The organism is Desulfonatronospira thiodismutans ASO3-1 (genome assembly GCF_000174435.1).
Classification (GTDB): Bacteria; Desulfobacterota; Desulfovibrionia; order Desulfovibrionales; family Desulfonatronovibrionaceae; genus Desulfonatronospira; species Desulfonatronospira thiodismutans.
In genome coordinates this window covers 621,616-634,466 of record NZ_ACJN02000001.1, presented here as the reverse complement: position 1 = coordinate 634,466, position 12,851 = coordinate 621,616, and the positions used below count along the sequence as shown (strand labels likewise).

General features: G+C 51.5%; 10 protein-coding genes. 6 read left to right on the top strand and 4 right to left on the bottom strand.

The window, feature by feature from the left end; genetic code table 11:
* The first annotated feature begins 13 nt into the window (after positions 1–13).
* Positions 14–1,138 carry a tRNA guanosine(34) transglycosylase Tgt gene (gene tgt / locus DTHIO_RS02935; protein ID WP_008868864.1) on the top strand — a complete coding sequence of 375 codons (1,125 nt, stop codon included), beginning with the start codon at positions 14–16 and terminating at the stop codon, positions 1,136–1,138.
* A 56-nt stretch (positions 1,139–1,194) separates the two neighbouring features.
* Here tgt and DTHIO_RS02930 read toward each other — a convergent pair whose 3' ends face one another.
* Entirely contained in the window at positions 1,195–1,548 is a 354-nt protein-coding gene (locus DTHIO_RS02930; RefSeq protein ID WP_144311425.1) for a hypothetical protein, read from the bottom strand.
* 495 nt (positions 1,549–2,043) lie between these two features.
* On the opposite strand from DTHIO_RS02930, the gene DTHIO_RS02925 reads away from it, so the two are divergent.
* Positions 2,044–3,684 carry a glutamate synthase-related protein gene (locus DTHIO_RS02925; protein WP_008868862.1) on the top strand — a complete coding sequence of 547 codons (1,641 nt, stop codon included), beginning with the start codon at positions 2,044–2,046 and terminating at the stop codon, positions 3,682–3,684.
* Positions 3,685–3,711: 27 nt separating this feature from the next.
* Here DTHIO_RS02925 and DTHIO_RS02920 read toward each other — a convergent pair whose 3' ends face one another.
* Positions 3,712–6,408: a CBS domain-containing protein gene (locus DTHIO_RS02920; protein WP_008868861.1), complete on the bottom strand. Its 2,697-nt coding sequence runs from the start codon at positions 6,406–6,408 to the stop codon at positions 3,712–3,714.
* Entirely contained in the window at positions 6,392–7,324 is a 933-nt protein-coding gene (xerD, locus tag DTHIO_RS02915) for a site-specific tyrosine recombinase XerD (protein WP_008868860.1), read from the bottom strand. Before xerD ends, DTHIO_RS02920 begins: the two co-directional genes overlap by 17 nt.
* Before the next feature lie 614 nt (positions 7,325–7,938).
* Here xerD and folK point away from each other — a divergent pair.
* From folK to DTHIO_RS02900, 3 genes are all read left to right on the top strand, one after another.
* Entirely contained in the window at positions 7,939–8,460 is a 522-nt protein-coding gene (gene folK, locus DTHIO_RS02910; RefSeq protein WP_008868859.1) for a 2-amino-4-hydroxy-6-hydroxymethyldihydropteridine diphosphokinase, read from the top strand.
* A gap of 24 nt (positions 8,461–8,484) precedes the next feature.
* Positions 8,485–8,745: a YHS domain-containing protein gene (locus DTHIO_RS02905; RefSeq protein ID WP_008868858.1), complete on the top strand. Its 261-nt coding sequence runs from the start codon at positions 8,485–8,487 to the stop codon at positions 8,743–8,745.
* 470 nt (positions 8,746–9,215) lie between these two features.
* Positions 9,216–11,234, top strand: coding sequence for a tetratricopeptide repeat protein (locus DTHIO_RS02900; protein WP_008868857.1), 2,019 nt, complete (start codon positions 9,216–9,218; stop codon positions 11,232–11,234).
* A 2-nt stretch (positions 11,235–11,236) separates the two neighbouring features.
* Here DTHIO_RS02900 and DTHIO_RS02895 read toward each other — a convergent pair whose 3' ends face one another.
* The gene (locus tag DTHIO_RS02895; protein WP_008868856.1) at positions 11,237–11,866 is read right to left on the bottom strand and encodes a lysophospholipid acyltransferase family protein; all 630 of its coding nucleotides are present in this window, start codon (positions 11,864–11,866) and stop codon (positions 11,237–11,239) included.
* An 80-nt stretch (positions 11,867–11,946) separates the two neighbouring features.
* On the opposite strand from DTHIO_RS02895, the gene DTHIO_RS02890 reads away from it, so the two are divergent.
* Positions 11,947–12,789, top strand: a complete 843-nt coding sequence (locus DTHIO_RS02890) for a menaquinone biosynthesis protein (protein WP_008868855.1) — start codon at positions 11,947–11,949, stop codon at positions 12,787–12,789.
* The last annotated feature ends 62 nt before the right edge of the window (positions 12,790–12,851 follow it).

The following is a 12,851-nucleotide window of genomic DNA, read 5'->3' as shown; positions in this document are numbered from 1 at the left end:
TGGAGTGTGCTGCATGAACAGTATCGGCCGTTTCAGGCTGGAGCATACCGATGGTCAGGCCAGGTGCGGATGTCTGCAGACCCTGCACGGAGAAGTGCCTACGCCTGTTTTTATGCCCGTGGGTACCCAGGGAAGTGTAAAGAGTCTCTGTCCCATGGACCTGGACAATATGGGGGCCGGGATGATTCTGGGCAATACCTACCACCTGTATTTGCGCCCCGGTGATGAACTTCTTGCTCAAATGGGCGGGCTGCACCGCTTCATGAACTGGAAAGGCCCCATCCTTACTGATTCGGGAGGTTTTCAGGTTTTCAGCCTGTCGGATCTTAGAAAAATTACGCCTGAAGGGGTGGAGTTTAAATCCCACCTGGACGGCTCCAGGCATTTTTTTACTCCGGAAAAGGTCATCAGGATACAAAAGAATATCGGCTCGGACATAATGATGGTCCTGGACGAATGCGTTCCCTACGGTGCAGACCTGGAATATACCAGAAATTCCATGCACCGGACAGTCCAGTGGGCCTGGAAAAGCCGGGATTTTTATTCCGGAGAAACCGGGAAGCAATTAATGTTTGCAATAGTGCAGGGCGGTTTTTTTATGGACCTGCGCCGGGAAAGCGCTGCCCGGACCTGCGAGATTCCCATGGACGGATACGCCATAGGCGGGGTCAGCGTAGGGGAAACCAAGCAGGAGATGCTGGATACTGTATATTTTACAGCCCCTTTGCTTCCAAGGGACAGACCCAGGTACCTCATGGGAGTGGGCAAGCCTCTGGACATCCTGGAAGGCATCAACGCCGGCCTGGATATGTTCGATTGCGTCCTGCCCACCAGAAATGCCCGCAACGGAACTCTTTTCACATCATCTGGAAAAGTAAACATTAAGCAGGCCAGGTATCGAAACGATGAAACAGCCCTGGACCCCGGATGCGACTGTTATACCTGTATGAATTTTTCCAGGGCTTACCTGAGGCACCTGTACATGGCCGGGGAACTCCTGTCCTTCAGACTCAATACCATACACAATCTGCGTTTTTTCATAAACCTGGCTCGGAAGGCAAGGTCGGCTATACAGGAAAAGAGGTTTGCACAGTTGATTTCAAGGTACAGAAATGTGGAAAAAGAGCAGGAGGGGTGATTTTGCGGGGTCGCCTGCAATTTATTGCAAGCATCTATATAAGATGTCTTGCCGGGTCAGAAATCCCGCCCGGGTTTCTCCTCGGCCCTGGAAAGCACATGCCCGGGCTCCCTGGCCATCATGTCCCAGCACGAGCCCTCCCATCCGATTATTATCCCCTTGTCGCTGCAGGAGGAGCAACGCCAGTAAATCTGCCCGTTACAGAGGTAGTCCACGTAGATTATCTCCAGTCTCCCCCTGCATGGATACCTGTGCGGTCTTCTGCGGCAGCCTATTTCTGTGAATACCGGCCCGAAAGTGGCATCCCTTGTGGCCACCCAGACAATCCTGCCGAAATAATCGGCCATGATAAATGAAGACCTGGGCAGAAAAGGGTCCAGTCTTCCCTGCCCATCCAGATACTGCTGCATGTTCACCTTCCAGCAGAACCTCATCTCATCCGCATCAAAAACAGGTTGAACGGCTTCCCGTGAAATCTTGAGTAAAGTTAAAACCATTGTGAATTGTTTAAGTGTTTAATATTGATTTTGCCTGAGAGAACCTTGTAAAGATTTGTGCGTGAAAAAAGCATCCTATTCAATGCGGCAAAAAATGCAAGCCCTGCAGCGCTGAAAAGGGGGATTTGAAGTGCCCCCCGGTCCTCAGACATGTTTTTCTGATCAGGAAGGACTGGTTGAGCCAGTTTATTTTGCTGCATACGTCTCTGACATAAAAATAGTTTTACAAAAATGTAACTATAAATTTGGTTTTGGCCATTGAGTAATCTCGCCCCCTTTGATAAAGGACTGTCTCGTCGGGCCGGAGCAGAGCTTTGTGCCTGCAGTGCAGGCTGAATTCATACGTAAACTCTGTTATCCAATGCTACCTCACATTTAAGATGAAAAAATTCAAGGAGGGTTGTTATAGTGAAAGCTTCCAAGTCAAATGACGTTTTGGGTACTGTCAACCGGGGCAGTCCAGCCGAGTCCGGGCTGTGTACACTCTGCAGGGCGGACTGTGCAGGAAAATGCGAAACCTGGCTTGCCAGCCTCAAGGGCCGGGAAGTGCTCTATCCCAGGGATTATGGAAAAGTAACCGCCGGAGCGGACAACACCACTCACGTGGGGGTATCTTACAATTCCCTGCGCATCCAGGGATACAACTACGGATCAAGCGGTCTTCCTCAGGGCGTAAGCAATGATCCGGATAATTGCACTTTTCCCGGTGCAGACGTAAGCACTTCATTTGGCAGAACAAAGAAAATCCAGGCCAGAATGCCCATCATGACCGGAGCCCTGGGGTCCACCAAGATTGCGGAGACCTACTGGGACTCCTTTGCAGTGGGCTGCTCCCTGGTAGGTGTCCCCATTGTCATCGGGGAAAATGTGGTAGGAGTGGACCGCAATTCCAGGATGAAAAACGGGCGTATTGTGGACGCCCCTGAACTGGATCGTCGAATACAGACCTACATGCGTTATTTTGACGGCCATGGGGCTGTGCTGGTCCAGTTGAATGTTGAGGACGGCCGCAACCGTGTGGCTGACTATGTGGCCGAAAAATACGGTGGAGACAAAGTCCTGATAGAGCTCAAGTGGGGGCAGGGGGCCAAGGATATCGGTGGAGAAATCGAGGTCTTCAGTCTGGAACAGGCCCTTTTTCTCAAGAAAAGAGGTTACGTGGTGGATCCAGACCCGGAACTGAGCGAAGTGCAGGAAGCATTCAAGAGAGGCTCCATCAAGGCATTTGCCCGGCACAGCCGCCTGGGATTTACCGATTTTGAAAAATATGAAGACATCCGCAGCAACTTCAAGGCCACCGTAGAGTACCTGCGTGGACTGGGAATCAGAGGCATCACTCTGAAAACCGGGGCCTACGGTATGGAGGCCCTGGCCATGGCCATCAAACTGGCCGGGGAAAACAACATCGACCTGCTGACCATCGACGGAGCCGGCGGGGGAACCGGTATGAGCCCCTGGCATATGATGCAGTCCTGGGGAGTCCCGTCCATACTTCTGCATTCCAAGGCCTACGAATATGCCCGGATCCTGGACGAAAAAGGGGAGAACGTCCCGGACATGTCCTTTGCCGGAGGTTTTGCCCAGGAGGACCATATTTTCAAAGCCATAGCCCTGGGCGCCCCTTACAGCAAGCTGGTGTGCATGGGCAGGGCTCTTATGATATCCGGATTCCTGGGAAGCAACATCCAGGGAGTACTCCAGCCGGAGAAAAAAGAAAAAATCGGTGGGAACTGGGATAAGCTTCCCAAGACCGTTTCCGATTTCGGATCTTCTCCGGAGGAGGTTTTTGCTGGCTACTATGATGTCCAGAAGAAGGTAGGCAAGGATGAAATGGCAGATATACCCTTTGGAGCCATCGCCTTCTGGACCATGGCGGACAAGCTCAAGGCAGGGCTGCAGCAGTTTATGGCCGGCTCCAGGAAATTCGCCCTGTCAGAAATCGACCGCGGCGACCTGGCCGCGGGCAACCGGGAGACAGCCATGGAAACCGGGCTGCCGTTTATTACCGAGGCCCAGGACAACACAGCCAAAGAAATCCTCAATTCCTGAGGGACCAGGTAGAGGGGCATCCGGGAGTCAATTCTTCCCGGATGCCCTTTTTTCCTTGCCTCCTTGAAGAGACTGTTCAGCTATTTTCTGTCTTACCCATTCCTTTTGTTCCTGCCTGTCGCATGCCACCCCGTCAATCTGTGCCGCTTTAAGTTCCTTCAGGATGCGGCCGAATTCCGGACCGGGGGTAAGCCCCATTTTTTTTAGATCCCTGCCTGAGATCTGGGGCTGGATGTCCCGCAGATGGGTAATGTAATGGGATACGTATTTGCGCAATTCCTCCTTTTGCACTCTGGCCATGAGGAAAAGAAGCCCTTCCAGGGGCAGGGGGTTTAATATAAAATAAAGCGAACTCAGCTTGCCCTGGTCCTGATGCCAGGCGGAAATACTGCTCATGGCACTGTTTATCTGGGAGCGCAGGGAAAAGATATGCCTGGTTTTTTTCTGGGAAAAATTGAAGCGCTGCATGATGATGCCGGCCTGGACCTCATTTATATGATTCAACAGGCCGAGCATATAAAGAATCCACTTGTCAATCTTTTCCTCCAGGTAAAGAAGCTGGAACCAGTTTATGACTTTTTCCGTCTCGGTCAGGATGTTCTTTACATTGGAACTGAGCTTGAGCATGGGGTGGATATGCTTCAAAAGCCCGTAATTTTCCATCCTGATGAGGCAGGGCAGGGGGGTGTCCTCTTCAAAAATCATCTGCAGTTCGTGGAAAATCCTGCTCCCGGAAAGCTGATGGAATATGTTCAACTCCAGGGCGTTTTTAATAAGTTTTTCCGTCTGGGCCCCGATTCTGAAGCCGAATCGTTGTTCGAAGCGGATAGCCCTGACAATCCTGGTGGGATCCTCCACAAAGCTGAGAGAATGCAGCACCCGGATGACCTTGTCTTTTAAATCCCTCTGTCCGCCGAAAAAATCAACCAGCCTGCCCATATTCTGGGGGTTTAAGTGTACGGCCAGGGCGTTTATGCTGAAATCACGACGGTACAGGTCCATTTTGATGGAGGACAGTTCCACCATGGGCAGGGCCGCCGGATGCTCGTAATATTCCAGCCTGGCGGTGGCTACGTCAATTTTCCGGCCGTCAGCGCAGATAATCACTGCCGTTCTGAATTTCTGGTGCTCTCTTACCCGGGCATCCAGTTTTTCGGCCAGGGCTCTGGCGAATTTTATTCCATCCCCTTCAACCACCAGGTCTACGTCCAGATTTGACCTGCCCAGGAGAATGTCGCGCACGAATCCTCCCACGCAGTAGACCTGGTATCCCATATCCCGGGCCTGGTGGCCGGCGGACTTGAGCAGGGAATATATTTCCCCGGGCAGCCTTTCTTTGAGCATGCGTCTAATGTTGCGTTCCCGCTTTTTTTCCGGAAGCAAAGACTCGGGGATGCGGGCCGGTTCATTAATGAGATTGTTGATCAAATCTGTCCGGGTCACCACCCCGGTGATTGCACCATTCTCCATTACCGGAATGAGGCGTTGTCTCTGACCGATGATGATTTCCATCACCTGGTAAATGTCATCGCCGGGAGTCAAACTGAAAACATTGGAGATCATGTACTCGCTCAGGGGAATTTCTCCCAGGCCGTGACCGATGGCCTTGTCGGCCAGCTGATGCTCCAGTATGCCCACACATTCCCGGCCATTTTTGTCAGTTACGGGGATGGCCTTGAGCCCGAAACGGGTCATGACCTCAGAGGCCAGGTTGATGCTTTTATTCTCTTCTATGGTTACCGCAGGCCTGGACATGAGATCCGAAACAAGTATCTGGGGGTTGATCTGGGAATAGAGCAGACCGAACAGTTCGTCCTTGACCTGGGTCAGGGTCTTATGCTTGAGGTTGGCCGAGGCGGCAAAAGAGTGTCCGCCGCCTCCCATGGAAGAGCATATCTGACCTACATCCACATCAGCGGTCCTGCTTCTGGCCACCAGGTGCACCCGGTCGTGCATGCGCCCCAGGGCGAAAAGAACCCGAATGTTTTCCATATCCAGGAGCTTGTGGGCCAGGAGGGCAAAATCACCTACATAATGATCCAGGGAGATTTCCGTGACCACCACGTCGATCCCCTTAATTTTGTGCGTTGTGGCCGCCTCCAGCATGGAATTGAGTATGGAGACCTGTTCGGCGCTCAGGTCACGGGTGATCAGATCCGAGACCACATTGAGATCCATGCCCTGGGAGAGCAGCCATGAAGCGGCTGAAAAATCATGGGTAGTGGTGGACCTGAAGGTGAAACAGCCGGTATCCTCGTATACCCCCAGACCCATTATCGTGGCTTCATCATCGGTAAGCTGGATCTGCTGATCCTTGAGCAACCTGGAAATAACGGAGATGGTGGATCCCCACGGGTGCACCTCTTCCAGGTCTCCCTTGAGGTCTTCTTCCGAGTCCGGGTGATGGTCGTACAGGTGAATGCTTAAATCTTCTTTATCCAGAAGCTGTTCCACGTGCCTGACCCTGGATTTCTGCCTGGTGTCCACCACCACCAGCCTTTGTACCGACTCCGGATCGATGTCCTTGAAGGATTTGAAATTGTACAGGTAGGTAGCACTCTGGATGAAAAAATTTTTCAGATTTTTCTCCTGGCTGCCGGGAAAGATGAGTACTGCTTCCGGGTACATCTTGCTGGCTGCAATCATGGAAGAAAGGGCATCAAAATCGGCGTTCACATGACAGGTTATTACCGTTGGAGCCTTGAGTTTATCTTTTTTCTGCATGAACCGGCTTTCCTGTATTTTTTGACCTGGGATGAAAAAAATCGTGAGCGGACTTGAGCCTGTCGCTCTGGACATGGGTGTATATCTCGGTGGCTGTTATGTCGGAATGTCCCAGAAGTACCTGGACAGTGCGCAGGTCGGCTCCTCCCTCCAGCAGATGAGTGGCAAAGGAGTGGCGCAGGGTATGCGGGGAAACATCTTTTTTAATCCCGGCCATCACGGTGTATTTCTTGATTATCTTCCATACGCCCTGTCTGGACAGGGCCTTTCCTGAGCGATTGATAAAAACCTTGTCCACCCGGGGTGAGAAAGAGCTGCGCCAGTGCTGTAGGTAAAAATCCAGCCACTGCATACAGCTGAAGTGCAAAGGCACCAGGCGTTCCCGGGCACCTTTGCCCCACACCCTGATTATACCCGCCTGGGGGTCGAAGTCCAGGACCTTGAGGTTTATCAGTTCAGATACCCTTAGTCCGGCTGCATAAAGCATCTCCAGCATGGTTTTGTCCCTGGCTCCGAGCTTGTCCCCTGTGGAAGGTTGGGATAGGATGCTCTCCACTTCCGGGATGGACAGAACCCTGGGAAGCAGCTGCGGCAGCTTGGGATTTTCAAGCATTTCAGCCGGGTTATCCTTCAAGAGCCCCTGTTCATGCAGATAAGCGTAAAACCCGCGCAGGCTGGCCATATGCCTGGCCAGGCTGCGGCTCTGAAGTCCTTTGCGGCGCAGAAACATGAGATATACCAAGAGCACCTGGTCATTTATATCTAAGACATCCTTGCCTTTTTCCTGCAAAAATTCCAGAAAGGTGGACAGGTCCTCGGTGTACGCTGCCACGGTCTGATGGGCCAGTCCCTTGATGACCAGGGCATGCTCCAGAAAGGACCGGGCATGAGGGTGCTCTTGGGCGAGAATGGACAATGAAGGTTTACTCCGGAAAATATGAAAGTTCGTAAGTAATTATCGAATCCAGCTTACCTTTCCGGGCTTGCACCTTCAAGAGGAAAAATATAGGTTTTTAATGCACGGGATGTGGGTAACCCTTCAGGAGGTGCCGCAACGGCCAGGGGACAGTCCCCGCGACACCTTTCCTGCACAATTAAAATATGACAAACGCTAAGTTGTGTGATCCTTCGTATCTGTTTAGCGCTTTGCATGTGGCATGGGGACTGGCTCTTCCGGGACCCACTTGTCCCAAAAAATGAGATGTTTTAAGCACAAAATGATGCTCAAGTGGGTCCCGGAGTGCCTGTCCCCTGCTTTCCTTAAAAGCGCTAAACAGATACGATCCTTCAAAGATAGTACTTAGCGGGGACAGTCCCCAGACCTTGGCGCAATGGCCAGAACCACAACTGAGTGCCCCCTGAATGGTTACGGATGTGGAGGTCGAATAAGTCCTTGAGCATCACTTCAATAAATGTGCGTCTGCTTTTTCTTGTGTAACAGTAACATGTTGAAATAATTGTATTCGTCTGCAAGCTTGCCCTGAATCTTCTGAAAAAATGCAGACAAATATAATAACTACAAGATATTAAATGAAATATTCTGACTGTTCAGAGTTTATGCAGGATATATTTATCAGCCTGGGTTCCAATATGGGAAATCCAGCGGACAACCTGGAAAGGGCCGCGCAATTACTGACAGATCTGCCAGGACTTTCTCTGGTGAAAAAATCATCTGTCTACCTGACAGAGCCTCAGGGGATGAAAGATCAACCCTGGTTCGCCAACCAGGTCATGTGGATGCGCTGTGGTGATTCCTGGCAGCCGCTGGATCTTCTGGCAGCCTTAAAAGAACTGGAAAAAAACATGGGGCGTATTCCGGGACCGCGAAACGGACCCCGGGTCATTGACCTGGACATACTTCTGTTTGCAGGCATGGAAATAAACGAAGAAGGGCTGATCCTTCCTCATCACGGTCTGGGGTCCAGGGCCTTTGTTCTGATTCCGCTTCTGGAGATATTCCCTGAACTGGTGCTCCCGGACGGACAAGTGGCAGCAAGGCTGCTACAGGGGCTTGAATTCAGGTTAGAAGGGCATAAGATATTTCAAACATAAACCGTAACTTCAGGGATAATTGCCATGATGAAATTCATAGTAATAGCTGTGGTGCTTTTTATTCTGTACAAGCTGTTGACCAATGATCAGAAAAAAAAGAAAGACGCTCAGTTAAAGGAAAAGGAAAAGCTGGCCGCATCCGGGATCATGGTCAAGGATCCTGTCTGCGGGACATACGTGGACAAGGACAGCGATGTGCGCATCAAGAAGGACGGACAGGTTTATTGCTTCTGCAGCTACGATTGCCGGGATAAATATCTGAAAAAGATCAAGCCCGATTCATAGTTCTGGGGAAATTGATCAAAAAAGGGGGGTTGCCTGAAGCCGGCAACCCCCCTTTTTTGCCCTGCACTTTTGTCTCATAATGTAAATTATGTAAACTTTTATTATATGAATAAGAGAGGATTGGCAATAAAATCGATATGTTGCACCCCACCTATGTGTCCGTAGCTTTTATGACTGAGAAAAAGACCGGCTTTGGCTGAGGGTGATTTGAATGTTGACCTGACTCCTTGGGAGGCTATAAAATTATCAGCAGTTGTTGAGGGGTCACCCCCCGTTTAATCCTTAGGCGGTAAGTAGAAATAATCTTTACAGGGTTTTTTCAATCCAGCACTCACTTTTGACTATGGAGAATTGCCAAGTAAATAATAGTATTCAAAAGTGAGTGCTGGATAAGACAACGTATAGGTTATTATTACTTATTTCCTAAGTGCAAGTTGATTCTTTAATCCTTTAATCCTCATGGAAGAACTATGAAACGCATTATTTTAACCCTTTGCCTGGCCCTGTTTCCCCTTCAAGCCGGTGCAGAAAGATGGGACAACCAGGATGAATACCTGGAATGGCTCAAGGAATACGGCGCGTTGGATATCTATGCCCACAACCTTTTGCAGGCATCTCCCGGCACCCCGGAAAAGCTTGAATACGCCGAAGCCCTGCTGGAAATGGGCGATCCAGGCCAGGCCCTGGAAGTCCTTGGGCGGATCGAGGCTCAGGACCGGGATGACTACAAGGGTCGGCTCCTCTTTTTACAGTCCAGGAGTCACCGCCAGAAAGAAGACTTTGACCAGGCTGTCCTGCATGCAGTGCAAAGCTCGGATTACCTGGGAAAGGACAGGACTGCCGAACTTATGCATCAGGAACAGGGACTTTCTTTCCTCTGGCAGGCAGTCTGGAAAAGATGGTACTTTTCCTCCCTGTCTGTGGACGATATAAGCCAGGGACGCAAACAGATCATGCTTCAGGCTCTTAGCCTGGGAAGCAAGGCCTGGCCGGAGGAAAGCTTCTGGGAGGAAGTGGCGGGCCCGTTTTCCGAGGCTGCACAGGACGTTTCCCAGGACCCTGCCCTGGACAGGGTATCGTCTTCTGATAGAAAAAAGGTTTCACAGGTCCTGGCGGCCTGGAGCATGGGGCACTGGTCTATGGCGGACAGAAATCTGCAGGATATTCAGGACCGGGACCTGCGCAATTTCTGGAAAAACCTTGGAGATTTTCTGCAGACAGAGTCCTTCAGCCGGTGGTCCGGGGACCTCAAGCATCCCAAAAGCCGCGGGTTCAAGGATATATTCGCCCTGAACCTGCAGGAGTACGCCCTGAACAGTTTTGAGCTTGGCACACCGGATCAGGGCTCATGGCCGTCTTTTTTGAGCCGTATCAAGGACAGGTCCGAGTCTGAAGCCCTGAAATCCGTCAGACAGGAGCTTACATCCGCCCTGCTTCCACAGGAAGTCAGGGCCGGTCTGACCTCTCTTGAGTTCATCTTCACGCTGCAGAATCAGGACTTTGAGCAGGCTGAAAACGTCTGGAAAGACCTTCTTGACAAAGACGTCAATCTGCCCTTTACCCTGCATCTGAGCGCCGCCCTTTTAACCGGTGAATACCAGCATCTTAATGACCTCCCGGGCAATCAGTATCCTTTTTTCAAAGAGCTTTTAAATGCCGCGGGCATGAATATCGAAAAAAGGTTCTCTGCGGATTTCTGGGGGGACGACCAGGAAGACCTTCAGATCCTTAAAGATTCCTACCCCCTGGATTACAGCATTAACTACCTGTTCTGGGAGGAAAAGTTTCAGGGCCAGGATGATACCGAAGCCGCCCGCAACCTGGCTTTTTTGTTTCCCAGCGCCCAGGCCGGCCAGTCAGCATATCTTTTCCTGGCCCAGGATGCCTATGAACAGGGACACAAGGAACTGGCCTGGAGATACCTGGAGCAGATTTCCCAGGAGTTTGCCCAGGGGGATAAGCAGCTGGACGTTCTGGAGGCCAAGGCAGGTATTCTAATGGATATGGGCCGCGAAGAAGAATCCCTGCAAACCTACCAGGTCCTTTTAAGCAGGGATCCCCAGCGACTTGAACCTCAGCGCAGGTTGAACCTGGCCCTGATGATCCAGGAAAAGGGACGGTGGTCTGAGGCGGAAGAGATCCTATCCTCCATGTGGGAGCAAAGAGAGGACTTTGAGAAAGGCATCCAGGCAGAGATTCTGTTCTGGCTGGGAGAAGGCGCCCAGCACCAGGGACGCCTGGAAGATGCCCTGGATAAATATCTGCGGCTGGCATGGGAGTTTCCAGAGGAAAATATATGGGCTGTTACCGCCATGTACCGGGCCGGGCTGATTTACGAACAAAGAGAAATGTACAGCGTGGCCGCCAGGATGTTTGAAAAGGTTATCCGGAATGCCGGGCGTGATAGCCAGAAAAAGGCTGCTGAACAGAGGCTTGATTCCGTAGAATCCAGGCAGAAGTCTGATGCAGACGGGATGTTTCTGTTTTGAGTTTAGGTAGATGAAAGCAGGCCCAGCTTATGTTTAAGTTCCAGAGCCTCTTGTGTGATTTCACTGGAACCCATTTTCGAGGACAATTTATACGGACGACCGTATACAACCTCGCAGCCTGACCAGAGCCAGGGAAGCTTGAACCGGTCCCAGGACCCGGAGAACTCATGCCTGGTGCTCATCCTTACCCGGACAGGCACGATATGAGCCCCTATCCTGGAAGCCAGGTAGACAATCCCCGGCTTTACCTCGTGCCTGGGACCCCGGGGGCCGTCCACGGTGAGGACGGCATCCCTGCCCTTTGTATGCATCTGGCGCATTGCCGCCAGCATGGCCTTCATCCCCTGCCTGGAGCTGGACCCCCGGGCCAGGTTGAATCCCATGCTGTGCAGGACCCTGGCCAGGATTTCTCCGTCCCTGCTTGCACTGACCACGGCGATGATGCCTTCGTTGCGGTGCAGGTAGCACAAAGGGAAGAGTTCGTTGTGATATATGGCAAAGACTATGGGTTTTTTCCGGTTACGCAGATCCTGGATTTTTTCGAAATTGACCCTTTTATACCGGATGCTCATGGACCAGCCCACGGCAAAAAAGGTCAGCAGAGGTGTCATCTTTACATAGATATTGCGCATGAAAGCTATTTTATGGACTCAGGCCGGTTAAGGCAAGATTGAATCCACAGACAATCAGAAAATATGGCGGTTTAAGGTTAATGAACAATTCCCAGCTAAAAGTGGGCCGCATAGACTATCTCAATATCTGGCCCCTGTTTCACAGCATAAACAACAGCCTTTGCACAGATGTGAGCTTCGTCAGCGGCCATCCTGCAATGCTCAACCAGGCCCTGGCCCGCAAAGATATTCACGTCTCCCCTTCTTCTTCCATTGAATATCTGTACAGGGCAGAGGACTACCTGCTCCTGCCGGATCTTGGCATCAGCGCCGCGTCTCAGGTGCAAAGCGTTATTTTCTGCCTGCCCTTCCCTTTTGACCAACTTGAAAGGTATGCAGGGCAAAACGGGGAGATTTTTCTTACCCGGGCCTCGGATACATCCCGGGCTCTTTTGAAAATCCTCTGGCATTACCACTGGAAGCTTCCCTCTCCCAGATGGAGAATGCTGGATCCAGGCCAGGGCCTGTCTACAGGGAAACCATTTCTGGAAATCGGGGATCATGCCCTGAGTATTTTTCTCAATGCGCATCAAAATATGCATGTCCTGGACCTGGCCGGGGAATGGAACAAAATGACCGGTCTGCCTTTTGTTTTTGCCCTGTGGATATTAAGGCGCGATCTGCAGGGCAGGCAGAGAAGTGTTCTCGCCCGCCTGGCCCGGGAGCTTCTGCAGGCCAGACGGGCGATGCCGGGCAGATACCATGAATTGAGCATGCTTTACCCAGGCACAGAGTTTACCCCGGAGCAGATCACCGACTACTGGCAAAAAATGGATTACGGGCTGGAACAGGAACATAAAGCGGCCCTGGCTGCCTTTGGCAGATACCTGAGCGACATGGACGAAATTCCTGGCATGCCTGCCCTGGATTTTTTTGAAGGCTGAAGACAGATGCAACTGCAAGAAGTCCTTTTTGCAGTTGCAGGGGTCAGGAGACAGGGGTCAGG